Genomic DNA, 20,412 nt, shown 5'->3' with positions numbered 1-20,412 from the left:
AGAGCACCGAAGGAGCTACAGATGGAATTCCACGTGGAAGGCATGACCTGCGGCGGCTGCGCACGCAGCGTGACCAAGGCGATCGAGCTGGTCGATCCGCAGGCCAGCGTGCAGGCAGATCCGGCCAGCCGTCGCGTGCAGGTGCAGACCTCGGCCAGCGAAGCGCAGATCGTGGCGGCGCTGACCGATGCAGGCTTCCCGCCGCGCACGGCCTGATCCCCTACCCTGCGCCTGCAACGAAAAGCCCGCCCGGTGCAGCTGCACCGGGCGGGCTTTTTCATGCACGCAACGCCAGGTCAGTGCTTGTGCGTGCGGCGCCGTACTGCACCGGTCTTCGCGGTCTCCGGCGGTGCCAGGGTCTCTTCGTCCTCGCCCAGCCGCTGCAGAATCGGGCATTCCGGGCGCTCATCGCCCGCACAGCAGCTGATCAACGACTTCAGCGTGTCGGCCATCTGCCGCATGCTTTCGATACGCTGCTCCAGGTCGGCGATGTGCTGTTCGGCAAGATGCTTGACGTCGGCACTGTGCCGCGAGGTGTCGTTCCACAGGCCGAGCAGATCGGTGATCTCGGCCACCTGGAAGCCAAGATCGCGCGCCCGCCGAATGAAGCGCAGGCGGTGGATGTCCGCCTGCGAATATGCCCGGTAGCCGGACTCGGTGCGATCGGCCGCAGGAATCAGGCCGATCTGTTCGTAGTAGCGGATCATCTTCGCCGAAACGCTGGACGCCTTGGCGGCTTCACCGATGTTCATGCGGTTCTCCTTCAGTGGCTCGCAGCGGGGGCATCCGCCATCGGCGGCTGGAAGCGGCGCAGGCGCAGCGCGTTGCCCAGCACGAATACGCTGGACAGCGCCATCGCACCGGCGGCGAACACCGGCGAGAGCAGCACACCCCAGACCGGGTACAGCACGCCGGCCGCCACCGGAATCAGTGCGGTGTTGTAGGCGAAGGCCCAGAACAGGTTCTGCCGGATGTTGCCCAGCGTTGCCTTCGAAAGCGCGATGGCATTCGGCACGCCCTGCAGGTTGCCCGACATCAGCACCACATCGGCCGACTCCACCGCGATATCGGTGCCGGTCCCGATCGCCAGGCCAACATCGGCCTCGGCCAGCGCCGGCGCATCGTTGATGCCGTCACCAACGAAGGCGACTTGGCCGTGCGTGGCCTTCAAGCGACGCACCGCTTCGACCTTGCCTTCCGGCAGCACCTCGGCAACGACTTCATCGATACCCAGCTGGCGTGCGATCGCCTGCGCGGTGCCGGCATTGTCGCCGGTGATCATCGCCACCTTCAGGCCCAGCTGGTGCAGTGCCGCGATCGCGGCCGGCGTGCTCGGCTTGATCGGATCGGATACTGCGATGATCGCTGCCAGGCGTCCATCGATGGCCGCGTACAACGGCGACTTGCCCTGCGCGCCGAGTTCGGCCGCCAGCGCTGCAAACGCGGTGATATCCACGCCAAGATCGCGCATGAAACGATCGGCGCCGACCTCCACACGCGCACCCTCCACGCTGGCGCGTACACCCATACCGGTGACCGATTCGAAGTCGACCATGGCCGGCACTGCGAGGCCCTGCTCGGTGGCTGCATCGACAATGGCACGGGCGATCGGATGCTCCGAACGTGACTCCACGGTAGCCACCGCGGCCAGTACCGTGGCGCGATCGAAGCCGTCGGCGATCTCCAGGTCGGTCAGGCGCGGGCGGCCTTCGGTCAGCGTGCCGGTCTTGTCCACCGCCACCACCTGCGCGTCCTTCAGCAACTGCAGCGCTTCACCCTTGCGGAACAGCACGCCCATCTCGGCGCCACGACCGGTTCCGACCATGATCGACGTCGGCGTAGCCAGGCCCATCGCGCAGGGGCAGGCAATGATCAGCACCGCCACCGCATTGACCAGCGCGAAGCTCAACGCCGGCGATGGGCCGAAGATCAACCAGACCGCGAAGGTCGCCAGTGCGGCCAGCATCACCGCCGGCACGAACCACAGGGTGACCTTGTCGACCACCGCCTGGATCGGCAGCTTCGAGCCCTGTGCCTGTTCGACCATGCGGATGATCTGCGCCAGCATGGTCTGCGCGCCCACCGCCGTGGCACGCACGGTCAGTGCACCTTTCTGGTTGACCGTGCCGCCGACCACGCTGCTGCCCGGCTGCTTCTCGACCGGAATCGGTTCGCCACTGATCATCGACTCGTCGATGTAGCTGCGCCCCTCGATCACCTCGCCATCGACCGGCACGCGCTCGCCCGGGCGCACTTCCACCACATCGCCGCTCAGAACCTCGTTGACCGGGATCTCGATCGTGCGGCCGTCACGGATCACATGCGCGACCTTGGCCTGCAGGTTGACCAGGCGCTTGATCGCCTCCGAGGTACGGCCCTTCGCGCGCGCTTCAAGGAAGCGGCCGAGCAGGATCAGCGCGACGATCACCGCCGCTGCTTCGTAGTAGACGTTCACCGTGCCCGGCGGCAGCAACCGCGGTGCAAAGGTCGCCACCACCGAGTATCCGAACGCTGCGGCGGTACCCACCGCCACCAGCGAGTTCATGTCCGGCGCCAGCCGCAGCAGTGCCGGGAAACCCTTCTGGTAGAAACGGCGGCCGGGAATGGCCAGCACCAGCAGGGTCAGTACGAACTGCAGGTACCAGCTGGTCTGCATGCCGAGGGTGGCCATCACCCATTCGTGCATGCCGGGAATCAGGTGCGAACCCATTTCCAGCACGAACACCGGAAGTGCAAGTGCGGTGGCCACGATCAGGTCGCGTTTCAGTTCGGCGCGCTCGGCATCCTTCTTTTCCGCCGCTTCGTCATCGGACTGAACGCCCGCTTCGATGGCATGGGCGGCATAACCGACCTTGTCGATGGCCGCTACCAGCGCATCCACAGCGGCCACGCCGCGCACCGTGGCGCGTTCGGTGGCCAGGTTGACGCTGGCCTGGCTGACGCCCGGTACCGCCAGCAGCGCGCGCTCGACGCGACCGACGCAGGAGGCACAGGTCATGCCTTCCACTGCCAGCTCGATGGTGCCGGCCGGCACGTCATAGCCCACCCGCTCCACCGCCTGGATCAGCGCGGCGCGATCGACCGGACCGGACGCGCGGATATCCGCGCGCTCGGTGGCCAGATTGACCGAAACACTGCCGACGCCCTCGACCTTGGACAGCGCCGCTTCGACACGGCCGACGCAGCTGGCGCAGGTCATGCCCTCGATGGGCAGGCTGATGGTGGACGGGCTTGCGGGGACTGCAGTGGCGCGGGGCGTGCTCATGATCGGATTCCCGGGGTTCCTTCTGGATGCGGACAAGCTAAACCTTGCCATCGTGGGAAGGTCAAATCCAGCCACCCCGTCCAGCCGGTAGCGCCGGGCCATGCCCGGCGTACCGCCCGCCGTCCACCTCAGAAGGTGAACACGTATTCCAGCGCGAACTCGCGGCCAACCGCGCCGAGCAGGCGGGTCGGGGCGAAATCGTAGTCCAGCTTGTACGGGTCCTTGTGGTTCCAGCTGGCCGAGTTGAACGCGTTGTTGACGTAGACGTTGACCTTGGCGTGCTCGGTCACCTGGTAGCCCACGTTGAAGTTCCAGGTGATGAACGGCCCCACCCGCCCGTAGTAGCGCGCCGTCTGCTGGCCGGCGTTGGGATTCGGATTCGGCGAGCCGTCCGGACGCGTGGCCGGCTCCAGGCAGTTGAGCGACGGGCTGTCGCTGGGCACGTAACCATCGGCGAACGGCAGGCAGCCGCCAGGATTGTCCAGGCGATCGGTGCCCCAGTGGTAGCGCACGCCCGGCACCGAACCGATGCGATCGGCATAGACGTTGGCATTCCAGTTGCCACGCTGCCAGGCCAGGCTCGCGCGCAGCTTGCTGCGCAGGTCACGGTCACGACGCTCCGGGTTCGGATCGTTGGCGTAGCGCTGCTCCTTGGTCGAGATCTGGTTGGTGTAGTTCAGGCCGAGCTGGAAGCTGCCCCACTGCGCGGTTTCCAGGCGATAGCGCGCGGCCAGGTCGATGCCGCGCACTTCGCGGCTGGCCAGGTTGAACGGGCCGCGCTCGATCGATACCAGGCGGCCGTTGCTGTCACGGTTCACGCGGGCCAGGATGCCAGCGCAATACTCGCCACCGGCCGGATTGGCCCACGGCGTACCGTCCATGTTCTTGCCGGTCAGGCAGCCCGCTTCGCTGGCCAGCACCTCGTCGGCGCCAACGTCGACGATCATGTCTTCCAGCTTGATTGCCCAGTAGTCGGCACTGACCGAGAGATTGGGCATCACGTCCCAGACGAAACCGACCGTCCACGAATCACCGGTCTCCGAGCGCAGCAGCGGCGTGCCACGCCGGTTCACATCGAACGTGTACCAGACATCGGTATTGCCCACGCCACAGTTGTTGACCAGGTACGCGCCGCTCTGGATGCAGCGCAGGCGGTCATAGGTCTGCACTTCGGAGCTGCTCGGCTGGCCCAGCAGGTAGTGCATGTCCGGCGCATGGAAGCTGGTGGCATAGGAGCCACGCACCAGCAGCGACTCCACCGGGCGCCATTCCAGGCCGACATTCCAGGTGGTCTCCTTCTGGCTGCCGATGTCCAGCGCTTCGCCGCTGTTGTCAGCCTTGTAGCTGCCATAGCGGTCATAGCGCGCGGCCGCAGTGGCGGTCACGCTTTCCAGCAGCGGGATCTTGAACTCGACGCCGGCCGAATAGCGGGTGCGCTCGCCGCCACCGCGATCGACGTTCTGCAGGTCAAAGTCGATGCCGGCGCGCGGATCCGGACTGAGGTGATAGCCCTGCTGCGCGACTTCGGCCACCGCCGCGAACGAGATCGGGCCGGCCCAGCCCTGGAACAGCTCGCCGGTGATGTCCGCCGACGCCTGGTTGACCCATGAGGACGCACGGTTCTTCGCCACGGTGCCCATCTGCCAGTACTGATCCGGCGTCAGCGGGTTCCACCAGCGCGATTCGTTCAACGCATAGATCGCCTCGCCGTCGGCGGTAGTGCCCAGCTTCGGGCCGAGGAAATAGTCGTACGACTTCTGCTTGTCGACCACGTTCTGCCGTTCTTCCACGCGGTAATAGGAACGCCCCACCGTGGCGCTCCAGTCGAAGCGATCGGCCAGGCGTCCACGCAGGCCCGCACTCCAGTCCCAGGACAGTTCGCGGTTGGTGTTACGCAGCGTATCCAGGCCGCCCACCTCGTTCGGGGTGAACTGGCGCACGCCGAGGATCGGGCGGTTGCGGTTGGCATCCCAGTAGTAGCCGTTGTCATCGTCGATCAGCGACACGCCGGGCGGATTGGTGCCCCAGATCGCTTCGGAGCGGTATACCGCCAGGTTGGTCCAGGCCTGCAGGTCATTGCTGAAATCGAAGGTGGCATACAGGTTGCCGGACACGTTCTCGGCACCGCCGGTGAGCAGCCAGTTGGCGTAGTCGGCGCTCATGCCGCACAGGCGGCCGGTGTTGGTGATGGTGTTGGCGGCGTAGTTGTAGACCAGGCGATCGGCGGTGTAGTACTCGCCATCGAACTTCTCGCAGGTGCCGGTGGGCGGCGCCAGGCGCTGGCCGGTGGTCGGATCGATCAGCGCCAGGCCGGCAGTGGGACGGAAGCCGACCTTGCGTTGTTCCATGTTCCAGGACGGGTACGGCGCATCATCGGCATCGTCCATCTGCGGGCGGTCACGGCCGAACAGCGGATCGCGCTTGGTGTACTGCAGCGCGTAGGTCACGCTCCAGTTGTCGCCGGTCTTGCCGCCGGCCCAGGACAGATCCCAGGTATCGCGACCGCCTTCGGTGGAGGTGCCGCCGCGCACGCGTACTTCGTCGCCGTCGTAGTTGGTCTTCAGGATGACGTTGACCACGCCGGCGATCGCATCCGAGCCATAGATGGCCGAGGCACCACCGGTCAGCACTTCGATGCGCTCCACCGCGGCAGCGGGAATGTTCCCGTAGTTGGAGAAGTTGGTTTCGCCACCGTAGGGCAACGGGTAGTCCGCTACGCGACGCCCGTTGACCAGCAGCAGCGAACGGTTCGGGCCCATCCCGCGCAGGTTCAGGCCGCTGGCATTGGGCGTGTGCGAACCCCACTGCGAGGCCGCCTCGACGGTACCGGTGGCTTCAGTGAGCGTCTTCAGTGCGTCGTAAACGCTAACAAAGCCTTCCTTCTGGATCTGTGCGGCGGTGATCACGTTGACCGGCGCTGGGCCTTCAACGCTGGCGCGCTTGATGCGCGAACCGGTGACGGTGACCGCGTCGAGATCCTTGGTGGACGAACTGGCGGCCTCCTGCGCGCTGGCCGCCAGGGGCAACAGGGCCAGGACCAGGGCCTGGGACAGCAGGTGACGACGCTTGCGGACGATCTGAGCCATGGGTGGTTGCTCTTCGAAAGTGTGGACGCACGGACGGGTGGTGGCGCGGCACTACGGCTGATCCGGGCACCTGGATCGGTTCAAGACCGATACGGCGCCCTCCCCTGTGGATCGATCCAAACTAAAGCACAGCTGAACCGCGCCGGGCATGCGGCGACGCAGCAACACGTGGCGCAATGCCGTTATCGGCTGCAGGTATCCAGAACAATCAAAGGGTTGCGAAACATCGCTGAGAAGACGGCGCACACGTCAATGACACGATCGCGACAATCGTGCGCGGAACTATTTTGTCCGCCCCCAGCGGCTTCTCTCGTCCGATTGAGCCGGGACAAAACGGCCATTGCGGAGTGCATAGTGGCTTGAGGCCTTCCCGTCAGGCCTGGCACCCCACCACGTGATGGTGAACCCGTCGTGCTGCCAGACCACCGAGGAAAAGTCGGACTCACTTTCGGGACTTCCCGAGTTCTGGCTGGCCAGGGACACGGTCTCAAGGCAACTACTGATCAGTATCCTGCCCCGCTCGACAGGCTTGGGCGGGATCAATTCGTAGACGTAGAGTTCGATCTCGCGCCCCGCGCCACAACGGCCCATCGGATTATCGGCGTTTGAATCGAATACCTGGTACAGCGCGCGAAAGCGCTTTCCCCCAACTTCATGCATGCGCCTGTCGACGAATGCGCCCCGAGCGGCTGGCGCCAGTTTCACGCCGGGCATAGGCAGGATCTCCCGACCTTCCTCGCCATTGGCTTCGTGCCACTGCCACACGGATGCCGAAACCTCTTCGTCGCCACTCGCACTGAGCGCAAGCAAACAGGAGAGCAGCGGAAGCAGTCGAAACATCTGGGCGCTCGCGGTCGAAGGATGGTCGGCCACACTGTCCGGATTGATACCGTGCTCCGCCATATGCAGACGCAGATGACGTTTACTTTCCGTGACTTGCCGCTTCGACCCCGGCAATCACATGTGCCTGAAGCGTCATCTGATCCAGCGCCCAATCCATCGCGAACAGTGGGGTCGGAGCCCTTCTGCGAAGGGATCCGACCCCGGCGGCGTTCAACCGTCCAGCGCCTGCCGCAGCGAAGCTACGGTGGCGGTGGCGGTCTGGCTCCAGTCCGGGTCCAGCCCTCGCAAAGCCTGGTTCTGGAACTGCATGGCCGAGCGCCGCAGGCCCTTGGCCGAGGCGTGCAGTTCGGTGCAGCCGGTCTGCCTTGCCACGGTAGCGATGTTGCCCGGTGCCAATCCGGCACCAGCCATCACCGTAATGCGGCCTGCTGCCTGGGTAACGAGGCCTGCCAGCACATCGGCACCCGCCTCGGCACTGACCTGACCGCCCGAGGTCAGCACGCGCTGGCAGCCCAGCCCGATCACCTGCTCCAGCGCGGCGGGCAGATCGCGGGCGGCATCGAAGGCGCGATGGAAGGTCACCTGCAACGGCCCGGCAGCCTGCACCAGCTCGCGGCACAGCGCCACGTCGATCCCGCCCTGTACATCCAGCGCGCCGATCACCACGCCATCGCAGCCCAGTGCGCGGCACTGCGCGATGTCACGCAGCATCAGTTCGGCTTCCAGCCCGTCGTAGTGGAAGTCGCCCGGGCGCGGCCGCACCAGCACGAACAGCGGAATCGACAGGCGTTCGCGGGCAATCGCGATGCTGGCGAACGACGGTGTGGTGCCGCCTTCGGCCAGGTTGTCGAACAGCTCGATGCGGTCGGCACCGCCGGCCTGCGCGGCCAGCGCCGATGCCAGCGAATTGCTGGCGATCTCCAGGGTCAGCCGCGTGCTCACGTCTGGGTGCTCGTGTAGATCGATGGCGAGTCGCGCAGGTCATCCTGGCGCTGTGCATCGCACACCGCATAGACAAAACCACGATGCAGCGCGTAAGCGCCGACCTCACCCTGCTTGTTCATGGCCAGGAAGCAGACCTGCAGTGTCTTGCTCGCTTCAGGGCGCTTGCGCACCACGCGGTCGATCGCTTCGCGGCAGGCCTGCGCCGGCGAGCGCCCCTGGCGCATCAGCTCGACCACCAGGAACGAGGCGGCGTTGCGGATCATCTCTTCACCCACGCCCGAAGCAGTGGCCGCGCCCACGTCGTTGTCGACGTACAGGCCGGCACCGATGATCGGACTGTCGCCAACGCGACCGTGCAGTTTCCACGCCATGCCGCTGGTGGTGCAGGCACCGGCCAGATGGCCATTGGCATCCAGTGCCAGCATGCCGATGGTGTCGTGGTTGTCGCTGTTGCCGGGAATACCGCGGCGCTCGGCATTGATCTGCGGCTGGTACTTCTCGGTCTTCAGCCACTCGCGCCAGGCCGCTTCGGCCTGCGGCGTCAGCAGGTGCTTGCGCTCGAAACCCTGCTGCACCGCGAACTGCTGCGCGCCCTCGCCCACCAGCAGCACGTGCGGGCTGTTCTCCATCACTTTGCGCGCCACCGACACCGGATGCAGGATGTCGACCAGCGCCGCCACCGCACCACAACGGCCATCGCCATCCATGATGCTCGCATCCAGGCTCAGCACGCCGTCGCGATCCGGGTTGCCGCAATGACCGACAGTGGGGTTGCACAGCTCGCTCTCGGCCCAGCGTGCACCGGCTTCGACTGCATCCAGTGCGCTGCCACCCTGCGCCAGCACCTGCCATGCAGCCTGGTTGGCCGGCACGCCGAAGTCCCAGGTCGAAACCACCTTGGCCCCACCCTGCGTGCGCGCCTGCACGCCCGGCAATGCCGCCATGCCTGCGGCCAGTGCACCGGCCTGCAGGAACTGCCTGCGATCCACCATCTTCCCCTCCCAGTCTGCAATGCATGGCCGGCCCGATGCCGGCCCTGCCGATCAGTCGTGCGTGGGCTGCCGTGCGGCGTGCCAGACCGCTGCACCGAGCACGCCCAGCTGGCCGTGCTCCACGCGCCACACCGGCACCTGCCGCAGCACCTCGGTCAGCACGCCCTTGTTGAGGAAGCGCTCACGGAAGCGGCCATCTGCCAGGAAATCCTGCACATGCGCGGAAATGCCCCCGGCCAGATACACCGAGCGCGCGCCGACGGCGATCGCCGCGTCGCCGGCCAGGCTGCCCAGCCAGGCACAGAACACCTGCAACGTTTCCACAGCAAGCGCGTCCTCGCCACTGCGCGCGGCGCCGATCAGTGCCTCGGTGCTGGTCCACACCGGGGTGACGCCGCGCAGTTCGCACAGGCACGGATACAGGTTCATCAGGCCGCTGCCGGAAAGCACCCGTTCGTTGTCCACGTGCGGCCAGCGCTGCAGCAGTTTGCCCAGCACCTGCAGTTCCAGCGCGTTGCCGGCGCCGAGCGCGGCATGGCCGATCTCGCTGGCCAGCACCGGGCGCTCGCCATCGGCGAAACGCAGCGCGGCACCCAGGCCGGTACCGGCACCCAGCACCAGCGCCGGGAAGGCCTGGGCTGGATCGGCGTCGCCGTTCAGCGGCACCAGGGTTTCCGGCTGCAGGTACGGGATGGCCAGCGCCACCGCTTCGAAATCATTGATCAGCTGCAGTTCGCGCAGGCCGGACTGTTCGCGCGTGGTCGACAGCGAGACCGTCCACGGCAGGTTCGAGTTGATCAGCACATCGCCATCGAGCAGGCCGGCGATGGCGACCACCGCGGTCTGCACCGGCTGACCAAGGCCTTCGGTGAAATCGGCCAGGATCGCGGCCAGGCTGGGATGCTCGGCGCAGGCATAGGTGCGATGGCTGCCCAGCCGCGGCGCCTGACCGGGTTGGGTCTCAGCCAAGGCCAGGCGGGCGAAGGTGCCGCCGACATCGGCAACGACCAGATGGCGCGGAAGACCGCCGCGGGCGGAGTCGGAGGAAACCGGGGACGCTGCTGCGATGGTCACGCTGGCCTGCTTGGATCGATTGAATCGCCCCGATTCTCAGGCATCGGGGCGGCTTTGCCTAGCGCGCCGATGGTTCAGGTTGGTCTACATGCCTTCCTGTTCGGCCACCTGCACGCCATCCACCAGCACGCGCAGGCGCTGCGGGCGGAAGCCGGCGAACAACAGCGGCCGGGTGCGCTCGACCAGCACTTCGTGGCCGGCGATGTGACGTAGCCACGACTGTACCAGCGAGAACGAGAAGTGGGTGCCCGGATGCAGCGGGTGCTGCACCCAGACCTTCTCGGTGGCGCTCTGCAGCAGCATCGCGCCGGTGAACCAGTGGCGGCTGAGGGTCACCGGCGTGGTGCCGGCCATGAAGCGGATATCCATGCGGGGTCCTTTCGCGTTGGGCAGCGGCGCCCTGGATCAGGGCTGGGCAGTCTGCAGGCTGTAGCTGGTGGTGGCGGTGAACACTGCACCATCAGGCTGGGTGGAGCGTACCTCGACCTTGTGGCTGCCCACGGCCAGATCGGTCGGCAACGCGCCGCGCCACAGGTGCGGCGATGCAGTGGCCTCCGGCGAGCGGTCGTAGCCGCGCAGGCTGCTGGCCAGATCATCGGCCACGTTCTCCACCATCAGGCGCGGATCGGGCTGGCTGACCTGCTTCATCGGCTGCCACGCGCCGCCATCGACGCGGTACTCGACCACGCTGGCGTCCTCACCCATGTAGACGTTGGCATAGATGCCCCAGGCCGGGTAAGCGCCCTGGCGCAGTACCTTGGGTGCATGCAGGCCGATCTGCTCGCTGGCCGGCTGGCCAGCCACGCGGTACTGCAGCTTGTAGCTGCCGTTGCCGGCCACATCGAGCAGGGCATAGCCCTTCGGCGTGCCGTCGCTCATGGTGCTGTCCGGCACGCCAGCGGCATTCTTCACCCCCGACCAGAACGCACCGCAGTTGGCACCGACGTTGTATTCGTGGAGCGGCTTGTCGCCGTTCCAGCCCTCGGCCTTGCCGTGGTAGACGTGCTGCTGGGTGTGGCTGTGGCCGCTGAGCACCAGCACGTTGCGGAAGTCCTTGAGCAGGTCGAACAGGCGCTGGCGGTCGGCGTGGCGGAAGGTCTCGCGCCCCGGCGCGGCGTCGAACAGCGGGATGTGCATGCCCAGCACCAGCAGGCGGTCCTTGTGCAGGCCCTTCAGGTAGCTGGCGAGGAAAGCGAACTGGTCTTCGCGCAGGCCGCCGATGTACTTCGGCTTGGCCTTGGGGTCGTAGACCACGTCGTCCAGGAACACGAAGCTGGCGCCACCCTCTTCCACCGCATAGGTGTCCGGGCCGTAGATGTTGCGCCAGCTGTCCAGCGAGTGTTCGTCGCTGGCCGCATCGAAGTCGAGATCGTGGTTGCCCGGCACGTGGAACCACGGCACGCCAAGCGCGGTGGTGACCTTGTTGATCGCCGGGTACAGGGTCAGGTCGTCGTTGACGATGTCACCCAGGGTGGTGCCCATGCGCGCCCTGGTCTGGCCAACCAGCGGCGCCACGATCGACTGCTGGTAGTAGCCGATGTCCTTCAGGCTGGCGGTCTGCGAATCGGTGAACACCAGCATCTGGAAACCACGGCGGCTGTCATGGCGATCCGACTGCAGGGCGAAATCCCAGTTGCGGGTGACGTCGCTGGTCGCGGCGATGCCACCGTACTTCAGTGCCGGTGAACCGTTCGGGCGGTAGTGGCGCCAGAACGAAGGCAGGCCGTCGGTGGCCTTCGGGAAGGCGTACGCATCAGGCTTGATCACAAACACGGTCTGGCCGTCGCGCACCGGCAGGCTGTAGCTGCCGTCGGCGGCGGTCTTGACGATGGCCTCGCCGTTGGAGACCTGCACCCCGGCCAGGCCCGGATCGGTCGCACCGCGCCCGGGTTTGCCGTCGCGCTCCAGGTAGACCTTGCCGCTGACCACGGTATCCGCGGCCCAGGCCGGCGAGGTCAGCAACAGGCAGCACAGCCAGGCGGCAGGCAGTTTCATGGGCGGTCCGGGAAAGAAGAAGACCCCCTATTGTAGAGCCGAGCCATGCTCGGCTGCATTGCAGAGGTGGGTGCGGACCGTTGGTCCGCACGCCTTCCTCAACGGTGGCGTTTTTCCAGCACCGCCCGCGCATCATCCAGCGACAAGCCTCGCGCGCGCAGCAGCACCAGCAGGTGATACAGCAGGTCCGAGGCCTCGCCCAGCAACGCCTCGTCGTCCTGTGCCACCGCCGCCAGCGCCGTCTCCACGCCCTCCTCGCCCACCTTCTGCGCGATGCGGCGGATACCGCCCTCGAACAGGCTGGTCGTATAGCTGCCCGGCGGGCGTTGCACCTCACGCATCGCCACCAGCTGGCCCAGCCCGCCCAGGAAATCCTTCGGTGCCCCGTCGAAACAGCTCTCGGCGCCGGTGTGGCAGGTCGGCCCGGCCGGGCGCGCCATCACCAGCAGCGTGTCGGCATCACAGTCGACGCTGATCGACTGCACCACCAGCACGTTGCCGGACTGCTCGCCCTTGGTCCACAACCGCTGCTTGCTGCGGCTGAAGAAGGTCATGTGACCGATGGCCAGCGTGGCCGCCAGCGAATCGGCACTGACATAGCCCAGCATCAGCACCTGCAGGGTGTCGGCATCCTGCACCACCGCCGGCAGCAGGCCGTCGCCCTTGCCCCAGTCCAGCGCCTGCAGCGCATGCAGCGACGGCCTCACTTCAATAGACATCCCGCACCTCGATCTGCTGTCCGCGCAGGTAGCGCTTCAATTCTGGAATGGCGATGGCGCCGCTGTGGAACACACTGGCCGCCAACGCGCCGTCGACATCTGTCTGGTCGAAGGCCTCGGCGAAGTGCTCCATCGCACCGGCACCGCCGGAGGCGATCAGCGGCACCTGGCACAGGGCCCGCGCCTGCTGCAGCTGCACGACATCGTAGCCACGGCGTACGCCATCGCTGTCCATGCAGTTCAGCACGATCTCGCCAGCGCCACGTCGTTGTGCTTCGACGATCCAGTCCAGCGTGCGCAGCGGCACCGCCTGGGTCTTGTCCGGGTCACCACTGAAACGGCGTACCCGCCACTGGCCATCAGTCTCGCGCACCGAATCGACACCGACCACCACGCATTGCACGCCAAACTCGTCTGCCAACTCGGTGATCAGCTCCGGGCGGCCCAGCGCAGGCGAGTTGATCGACACCTTGTCGGCACCGGCGAACAGCACGCGGCGCGCGGTTTCCACGCTGTCGATGCCACCGGCCACGCAGAACGGAATATCGATCAGGCGTGCGATGCGCTCGATCCAGGCGACGTCGACTGAACGCGCCTCGGGGCTGGCGCCGATGTCATAGAACACCAGCTCGTCCGCCCCCTGGTCGCGATAGCGCTGCGCCAACTCGGCGATGTCGCCCATGTCGACGTGGTCGCGGAAGCGCACGCCCTTGACCACGCGGCCATCGCGCACGTCCAGGCAGGGAATGATGCGGCGGCTCAGCATGCCAGCGCCTCCGCCAGGTCCATGCGCTGCTCCAGCAGCGCCTTGCCGAGGATCGCACCGCCGCAACCTGCGGCACGGGCTTCTGTCACATCGGCCACGTCACGGATACCGCCGGAGGCCTGCACGGCCACGCCCGGCAGCAGCGCCGACAGGTGCTGGTAGAGGCTGATGTTGGGCCCGGCCAGCATGCCGTCGCGGGCGATGTCGGTACACAGCAGGTGGCGCATGCCGGCACGCGCATAGCGCTGGGCCAGATCATCCAGGGTCACCCCGGCGTTCTCGGTCCAGCCGTGCACCGGCAGCTGCCATTGGCTCTGCGCATCCTGGCGGGCATCCAGCGCGATGGTGATGCGCTCGGCACCGAACTCTTCCAGCCAGCCGACCACTTCGTCAGGGCGGCGTACTGCCAGCGAACCCACCACCACGCGGCCGGCGCCGGCGTCGAGGATGCGTGCCACGTCGTCGCGGCCGCGCACACCCCCACCGGTCTGTACCTGCAGCGGGGTCTGCGCACGAATGGATGCCAACAGCGGCGCCAGCGTGTAGCCACCTGCGCGTGCAGCATCCAGGTCGACCAGATGCATCCACTGCGCGCCCTGCGCGGCAAAGGCCTGTGCGCGCGGCAACGGATCGTCGCCATACGAGGTTTCCTGCGCGTAGTCGCCCTGGCGCAGCCGCACCACGCGGCCATCGCGGATATCCAGCGCGGGGTAGACGATGAAACTCATGCAGCAGTGCCCTCGAGGAAGTTGCGCAGCATCAGCGAACCGGTCTCACCGGAGCGCTCGGGATGAAACTGCGCGCCGAAGTAGCGCCCCTGCTCCACCACCGCGGTGAACAGGCCGCCGTGATCGCAGGCGGCTACCGTGTGGGCGTTGAGCGGTGCCGCATAGCTGTGCACGAAATAGGCGCTGGCGCGCTCCGGCACGCCCTGCAGCAGCAGCGATTCGCGCAGCGGGAGCAGGCGGTTCCAGCCCATGTGCGGCACACGGATGCCACAGGCCGGTACCAGCTTGCGCACCACGCCCGGAATCAATCCCAGTGTCTCGACGCCGGCCTCTTCGGAGCGCTCGAACAGCAGCTGCATGCCCAGGCAGATGCCCATCAACGGCACTTCCAGTCGTTGCAACGGCTCCACCAGGCCCTGTGCGTGCAGGCGCTGCATGCCGGGACCGGCGGCGCCGACGCCGGGCAGGATCACCCGCTGCGCACCGACCAGACCGTCCGCATCGCGCACCAGCCGCACCGTCGCGCCCAGGCGCTCCAATGCGTAGCGCACCGAGCCCAGGTTGGCACCGCCGGCGTCGATCAGCGCAACGTCGCTCACAGCGCCCCCTTGGTGCTCGGCAGTGCCGTGCCCTGGCGCGCCAATGCCGGGCGCAGCGCGCGCGCCAGTGCCTTGAAGCAGGCCTCGACCTTGTGGTGGTCGTTGTCGCCGCGCACCTGCAGGTTGAGGTTCAGGCCGCTGGCGTCGCACAGCGAACGGAAGAAGTGCGGCACCAGCTCGGTCGGCATATCGCCCACGCGCTCACGCTTGAACTCGCCCTCGAACACGAAATAGGGGCGGCCGCTGAAATCCAGCGCAGCGCTGGCCAGGGTCTCGTCCATCGGCAGGGTGAAGCCGTAGCGTCCGATGCCACGCTTGTCGCCCAGCGCCTCGCGCAGGGCCTGACCCAGCGCCAGCCCGGTGTCCTCGATGGTGTGGTGCTCGTCGATGTGCAGGTCGCCCTCGGCCTGGATGTCCAGCGCGAACCCGCCGTGCTTGCCGATCTGTTCCAGCATGTGATCGAAGAACGGCAGCCCGGTGGCGATGCGCGCATCACCGGCACGGTCCAGATCCAGTTCAACGCGGATCTTCGTCTCCTTGGTGTTGCGTTGGACCACCGCGATGCGTGGCGCGTCGGCCAGTGCGTGGGCGATGCCCGGCCAGTCCCACTCGCCACCGAACTGTTCGGTGCGCAACTGGAAGCCACGGATGTTGAGGTTGTCGGCGAACTGCAGGTCGGTGATGCGGTCACCAACCATGCCCGAGCGCGCCCAGTCGATGCTGCGGTCCTGCAGGTAGCCTGTCATCAAGCCGATGCCCGGCTTGCGGGTCGGCGCCTTGTCCTGCGGCCAGCTGCAGTCGATCAGCACGTCACGGAAGGTGATGCCCTGGCTTTCGAAGATCTGCAGCATCAGGTCGTTGGGGCCATCGAAGCTGGCGCGCGGGTAGCTGTCGCTGCCGAGGCCATCCTGATTGGTGACGATCACGAACTGGTAGCCGGCATCGCGCAGCTTCAGCAGCGCCGGGATCACCTGTGGCACGAAGCGCAGTTTCTCGTAAGCATCGATCTGGAAGTCGGCCGGTTCTTCAATGAGGGTGCCGTCGCGGTCGATGAACAGGATCGGTGTCATGCTGCGGCCCTCCGCGCCGACAGAGCCGCAAGCACGCGGTCATTCTCTTCGGGGCTGCCGATACTGATGCGCAGTGCATCACCCAGCTGCGGCGCGGCGCGCTGGTCGCGCACCACCACACCGGCATCCAGCAAGGTGTCGAACGCTGCCTGCGCATCAGCGAAGCGGACCAGCAGGTAGTTGCCGGACGAGCGGTACACGCGACGAACGCCAGGCAGGCCCGGCAGCGCAGCGAACAGGCGTTCGCGCTCGGCGATGACCGTGGCCACGCGCTCGGCGGTACGTGCCAGTGCGGCCGGCTGCAGCGCCTGCACGGCCAGCTCGGCGCACGGGGTCGGCACCGGGTACGGCGCCTGGCAGCGCCGCAGTACGGCAATCAGTTCCGGCGCGGCGATCAGGGTGCCGATGCGCGCGGCCGCAAGTGCGTGCGCCTTCGACAACGTGCGCAGCACTGCCAGATTGGCGTGCGTGGCCAGCAACGTGGTCGCCGACGGGCGCTGCGCGTACTCGACATAAGCCTCGTCCACCACCACCAGCGCTTGCCCGCGCAAGGCAACCGCCACGCGTTCGACCTCGTCCAGGGCGATGTCACTGCCAGCCGGGTTCGACGGTGCGCACAGGAACACCAGCGTGGCATTGCGTGCCCTGGCGGTGTCGATCACAGCATCCAGATCGGCACGCAGGCCGTCTTCGGCATCCACCAGCGGCACTTCAATCAGTGCGGCGCCCTGCAGGCGCGCGCAGACCGCGTACATGCCGAACACCGGCGGCGTGACCAGCACGCCATCGCGGCCCGGCACGCACAGGGCGCGCACCAGCAGATCAATGGCTTCGTCGCTGCCACGGCCGATCAGCAGCTGCGGCGGCGTCACGCCGTACAGCGCCGCCAGGCCCTCACGCAACGCCAGCGGTTGCGGTTCCGGATAGCGCCGGCTGTTGCCCGCCGCATCAGCCGGATTGGCCCAGGCCGACTCGTTGGCGTTCAACCAGACCTCGCCCTGCACCGCCGCGCTGCGCGCCGAGCTGTAGCCGTCGAAGGCCTGCAGATCCGGGCGCACCAGCGCCAGCACATCATCGATAGCCGCGTTCATGCCGCCGCCTCCATGCGAAGCGCAACCGCACGCTCATGCGCATCCAGGCCTTCGGCGCTGGCGATGATGCGTGCGCAGCCGCCGATTGCCGCCAACCCTGCAGCGCTGGCGCTCTGCACGCTGATCAGGTTCTGGAAGCTGGCCACGCTGACACCGCTGTAGGCACGCGCGGCACCGGCGGTGGGCAGTACGTGGTTGGTGCCGCTGCAATAGTCACCCAGTGCCTCGGGCGTGTAGTCGCCGAGGAACACCGAGCCGGCTGCCTGCACCTTGTCCAGCCACGCGCGCGGTTCGCGCAGGGCCAGGACCAAGTGTTCGGGCGCGTAGCGGTTGCTGATCGCGAAGGCCTCGTCCAGCGAATCGACCTGGATCAGCCGCGACGCCGACAAGGCCTGTCGCGCGATCTGCTGGCGCGGCAGCAGGGCCACCTGGCGCTCAACCTCGGCCTCGACCGCCGCCAGCATCACGGCATCATCGGTCAACAGCAGTACCTGCGAATCCGGACCGTGCTCGGCCTGCGACAGCAGGTCGGCGGCCACGAACGCCGGATTGGCGCCGGCATCGGCGATCACCAGTACTTCGGAGGGACCGGCCGGCATGTCGATGGCGGCGGCGCCATCCTGTGCGACCTGCTGCTTGGCTTCGGTGACGAAACTGTTGCCGGGCCCAAACAGCTTGTCACAGGCCGGGATGCTGGCCGTGCCGTAAGCCATCGCGGCGATCGCCTGCGCGCCGCCCAGCTTGAACACGCGCTGCACGCCGGTCAGCCGCGCGGCCACCAGGACCGCCGGATCGGCGCTGCCATCGGCGCGCGGCGGCGTGCACAGCACCACCTGCGGGCAGCCGGCCAGCTGCGCCGGAACACCCAGCATCAGCGCGGTGGACGGCAGCGGCGCGCTGCCGGCCGGTACGTACAGGCCCACCCGGCCGATCGGACGCAACATGCGTTCGCAGACCACGCCCGGCGCGGTTTCAACTGCATAGCCTTTGCCCATGCCCGCGGCGTGGAAGCGCGCGATGCGTTCGGCGGCTTCGACCATCGCCTGTCGCAGTTCGGCGGGCACGGCGGCTTCGGCAGCAGCGAATTCGGCTTCGGAAACTTCAAACGAGGCCAGCTCGACACGGTCGAAACGTGCAGTAATCGCACGCAATGCGTCGTCGCCCTGCGCGCGCACCTGTGCAATCAGGGCCGCCACCGCGTCACGGGTCTGCTGCGCCACGGTCTGCACCGGGCGGGTCAATGCCGCGCTGCGCGCGGCCTCATCAAGTCGGGACCAGATCAGACGGTTCATGCCAGCGACCGCTCCACGCTCAGTACCATCAGGCCCTGCGCACCTGCGCGCTCGAGTTCCTCCATGCGCTGCCAGCTCAACGGCCCGGGGCACATGGTCTGCAGGCGCAGCGCGCCGCCATCGGCCGGCAACCGCACCAGCGGCTCGGCATCGGCCAGCAGCTGTGCCAGCGCGTCGACGCGATCCTCGCTGGCGCGGAACATCAGCAGCTTGCGGTCCTGCCGCTGAACCACGCCGTCGAGGCGGCGCAGCAGCATCGCGCGCAGTGATGCACGTGCATCATCCGGCGCGCGCACCGCGCCGGCCAGCACCGCCTCGCTGTCGAGCAGGTTGTGCACTGGGGTCAGCTGATTGGCGCGCAGGGTGGCGCCGCTGGACACCAGATCGCAGATCAGGTCGGCGGTGCCCAGGCGCGGGGCGATTTCCACCGAACCGGACAGCTCGACCACCTGTGCGTCCACGCCCTGCTCGGCCAGCCACTGCTTGAGGATGGCCGGGTAGCTGGTGGCGATGCGGGTGCCGGCCAGCTGCGCCGGGCCCTGCCACTGCCATTCCTCGGGCACCGCCAGCATCAGCCGGCACTGGCCGAAGCCCAGCCCGCGCAATGCCTGGTAGGCATCCGGCAGACCGATCTGGCGCCGCGCGGCGGCCTGTTCGTCCAGCTCGTTGCGGCCGACGATGCCGAGATCGCAGACGCCGTCGGCGATCAGGCCGGGGATGTCGTCGTCGCGCACCAGCAGCAGATCCACCGGCAGCGATTCGCCGTAGCAGAACAGCTTGTCGCGGCTCTCGCGCCAGCTCAGGCCGCAGGCGCTGAGCAGGTTGCGCGCGGGTTCGGCCAGCCGGCCACTCTTCTGGATGGCGATACGCAGCCGGTCTCGTGCCGGCGCTGCCTGGGTTGCACTCATGGGGGATGTCTCGAAGTTCGGAACGGGGCGCGGATCAGCGCGAGGCAAGGCGGTCGATGGCGGCGGCATAGCCTCGATGGCCATGCTCGAGCGTGCGTGCCACCCGTCCGGTGGTGGTCACGCTGACGCCGGTGCGCTCGTGAATCTCGCGGTACGGCACGCCCTGCTGCAGCAGCGGCACCACCTTCCAGCGGTCAGCCATGGCTTCCAGCTCGGCCGGGGTGCACAGATCACGCAGGAAGGCTTCGACCTGTTCCGGTTCGCGCAGGGCGGCAAAGGCTTGGGCCAGGGCTTCCAGGTCGGCCTTCGGGTCTTTGGCGGCAATCTCGGGGCGGGCTTTCACGGGGTCGCTTCCATGCATCAATGTAATAGCGCGTTAGTACATTAGCGCATTCTTGCGCAGTGCGTCAAATCGAGGATTGAGGGGGCGGCAGGGCTGCTGCCCTGCACCCGCCAAGAGCCAGAGCAAAAGCAAATGCTGATTTGCTGAGCGTTGGCGGGGAGGGTCCGGTGGCAGGGGACGCCGTTAACCCATCCATGGGGGCTTGGTCGCGGCATCCATGCCGCTCACACCCCTGCCACCGGACCCTCCCCGCCTTCGACAGTTGGCCGCGATCTGCTGGATCTCGCTGAGAAACTGATCGGAACCGGCTTTTGTAGAGTCGAGCCGTGCTCGACTGCTGTTTTCCACAAACGCAAAACGCCCACCGAAGGGCGGGCGTTCTACTTTTAAATCAACCACCTGGCCCGACTCAGGGCATACAGCGCACCTCCGCCTGCAGCGCTCCGCGCCGCAGGCATTCGCCGAACAGGCTGCCCTGCCGGCTCGGCAGGGACTGGATGTTCTCCAACGCCCCCGCTCCCGCCCGGCACGTCCGCGAGGCCAGGGCCTGCAGATCGTCCTCCAGCTGTGCGCGGTCGATCGCATGGCAGCGATCAACCGCCAGCCGGTACTGCGCCGGCCCGATCCGCGTGCTGTGCAGCGCCGGGTCGCTCTGGCAGCCCGCCAGCAGGAGCACGCTCAGCACTCCTGCGGCGG

General features: G+C 67.3%; 20 protein-coding genes. 1 reads left to right on the top strand and 19 read right to left on the bottom strand.

The window, feature by feature from the left end; all coding sequences use genetic code 11:
• Positions 1 to 21 precede the first annotated feature (21 nt).
• Positions 22 to 216: a heavy-metal-associated domain-containing protein gene (locus ACZLIB_RS09905; RefSeq protein WP_021204511.1), complete on the top strand. Its 195-nt coding sequence runs from the start codon at positions 22 to 24 to the stop codon at positions 214 to 216.
• 80 nt (positions 217 to 296) lie between these two features.
• On the opposite strand, the gene cueR is transcribed toward ACZLIB_RS09905, so the two are convergent.
• The 19 genes from cueR to ACZLIB_RS09810 form a co-directional block, all read right to left on the bottom strand.
• Positions 297 to 752 (bottom strand): Cu(I)-responsive transcriptional regulator, encoded by a 456-nt coding sequence (gene cueR / locus ACZLIB_RS09900; RefSeq protein WP_032129957.1) that lies wholly within the window; start codon positions 750 to 752, stop codon positions 297 to 299.
• Positions 753 to 763: 11 nt separating this feature from the next.
• A complete protein-coding gene (locus ACZLIB_RS09895) occupies positions 764 to 3,265 on the bottom strand; it encodes a heavy metal translocating P-type ATPase (protein ID WP_478469754.1) in 2,502 nt (833 codons plus the stop codon).
• 128 nt (positions 3,266 to 3,393) lie between these two features.
• Complete coding sequence (locus tag ACZLIB_RS09890; RefSeq protein WP_478469753.1) at positions 3,394 to 6,351, bottom strand: TonB-dependent receptor plug domain-containing protein; 2,958 nt, start codon at positions 6,349 to 6,351, stop codon at positions 3,394 to 3,396.
• Between the two features lie 282 nt (positions 6,352 to 6,633).
• Positions 6,634 to 7,191, bottom strand: coding sequence for a hypothetical protein (locus tag ACZLIB_RS09885; protein WP_478469752.1), 558 nt, complete (start codon positions 7,189 to 7,191; stop codon positions 6,634 to 6,636).
• A 213-nt stretch (positions 7,192 to 7,404) separates the two neighbouring features.
• On the bottom strand, positions 7,405 to 8,136 hold the full coding sequence (locus tag ACZLIB_RS09880; protein WP_478469750.1) for a copper homeostasis protein CutC: 732 nt from the start codon (positions 8,134 to 8,136) through the stop codon (positions 7,405 to 7,407).
• A complete protein-coding gene (locus ACZLIB_RS09875) occupies positions 8,133 to 9,131 on the bottom strand; it encodes a glycosylasparaginase (protein ID WP_478469749.1) in 999 nt (332 codons plus the stop codon). The genes ACZLIB_RS09880 and ACZLIB_RS09875 overlap by 4 nt, the downstream gene beginning before the upstream one ends.
• Before the next feature lie 51 nt (positions 9,132 to 9,182).
• Positions 9,183 to 10,205: a glucokinase family protein gene (locus ACZLIB_RS09870; RefSeq protein ID WP_478469748.1), complete on the bottom strand. Its 1,023-nt coding sequence runs from the start codon at positions 10,203 to 10,205 to the stop codon at positions 9,183 to 9,185.
• A gap of 84 nt (positions 10,206 to 10,289) precedes the next feature.
• A complete protein-coding gene (locus ACZLIB_RS09865; RefSeq protein ID WP_005409434.1) occupies positions 10,290 to 10,574 on the bottom strand; it encodes a hypothetical protein in 285 nt (94 codons plus the stop codon).
• A gap of 36 nt (positions 10,575 to 10,610) precedes the next feature.
• On the bottom strand, positions 10,611 to 12,200 hold the full coding sequence (locus ACZLIB_RS09860; RefSeq protein WP_478469747.1) for a calcineurin-like phosphoesterase C-terminal domain-containing protein: 1,590 nt from the start codon (positions 12,198 to 12,200) through the stop codon (positions 10,611 to 10,613).
• Between the two features lie 98 nt (positions 12,201 to 12,298).
• The gene (hisIE, locus tag ACZLIB_RS09855; RefSeq protein WP_049424727.1) at positions 12,299 to 12,919 is read right to left on the bottom strand and encodes a bifunctional phosphoribosyl-AMP cyclohydrolase/phosphoribosyl-ATP diphosphatase HisIE; all 621 of its coding nucleotides are present in this window, start codon (positions 12,917 to 12,919) and stop codon (positions 12,299 to 12,301) included.
• Positions 12,909 to 13,685, bottom strand: a complete 777-nt coding sequence (gene hisF / locus ACZLIB_RS09850) for an imidazole glycerol phosphate synthase subunit HisF (protein ID WP_478469746.1) — start codon at positions 13,683 to 13,685, stop codon at positions 12,909 to 12,911. The genes hisIE and hisF overlap by 11 nt, the downstream gene beginning before the upstream one ends.
• On the bottom strand, positions 13,679 to 14,413 hold the full coding sequence (hisA, locus tag ACZLIB_RS09845; protein WP_478469745.1) for a 1-(5-phosphoribosyl)-5-[(5-phosphoribosylamino)methylideneamino]imidazole-4-carboxamide isomerase: 735 nt from the start codon (positions 14,411 to 14,413) through the stop codon (positions 13,679 to 13,681). Before hisA ends, hisF begins: the two co-directional genes overlap by 7 nt.
• Positions 14,410 to 15,012: an imidazole glycerol phosphate synthase subunit HisH gene (hisH, locus tag ACZLIB_RS09840; protein WP_478469743.1), complete on the bottom strand. Its 603-nt coding sequence runs from the start codon at positions 15,010 to 15,012 to the stop codon at positions 14,410 to 14,412. Before hisH ends, hisA begins: the two co-directional genes overlap by 4 nt.
• Entirely contained in the window at positions 15,009 to 16,082 is a 1,074-nt protein-coding gene (hisB, locus tag ACZLIB_RS09835) for a bifunctional histidinol-phosphatase/imidazoleglycerol-phosphate dehydratase HisB (protein ID WP_478469742.1), read from the bottom strand. The genes hisH and hisB overlap by 4 nt, the downstream gene beginning before the upstream one ends.
• Positions 16,079 to 17,173 (bottom strand): histidinol-phosphate transaminase, encoded by a 1,095-nt coding sequence (hisC, locus tag ACZLIB_RS09830; RefSeq protein WP_478469739.1) that lies wholly within the window; start codon positions 17,171 to 17,173, stop codon positions 16,079 to 16,081. Before hisC ends, hisB begins: the two co-directional genes overlap by 4 nt.
• Entirely contained in the window at positions 17,170 to 18,465 is a 1,296-nt protein-coding gene (hisD, locus tag ACZLIB_RS09825) for a histidinol dehydrogenase (RefSeq protein WP_478469738.1), read from the bottom strand. The genes hisC and hisD overlap by 4 nt, the downstream gene beginning before the upstream one ends.
• Complete coding sequence (gene hisG / locus ACZLIB_RS09820; protein WP_032129944.1) at positions 18,462 to 19,373, bottom strand: ATP phosphoribosyltransferase; 912 nt, start codon at positions 19,371 to 19,373, stop codon at positions 18,462 to 18,464. Before hisG ends, hisD begins: the two co-directional genes overlap by 4 nt.
• Positions 19,374 to 19,407: 34 nt before the next feature.
• On the bottom strand, positions 19,408 to 19,716 hold the full coding sequence (locus ACZLIB_RS09815) for a YerC/YecD family TrpR-related protein (RefSeq protein WP_088025802.1): 309 nt from the start codon (positions 19,714 to 19,716) through the stop codon (positions 19,408 to 19,410).
• A gap of 409 nt (positions 19,717 to 20,125) precedes the next feature.
• A complete protein-coding gene (locus ACZLIB_RS09810) occupies positions 20,126 to 20,392 on the bottom strand; it encodes a hypothetical protein (protein ID WP_478469736.1) in 267 nt (88 codons plus the stop codon).
• Positions 20,393 to 20,412 lie beyond the last annotated feature (20 nt).

The sequence above is a fragment of the Stenotrophomonas sp. 220_Sma genome (genome assembly GCF_056487375.1).
This window is presented reverse-complemented; position numbering and strand designations above follow the sequence as displayed.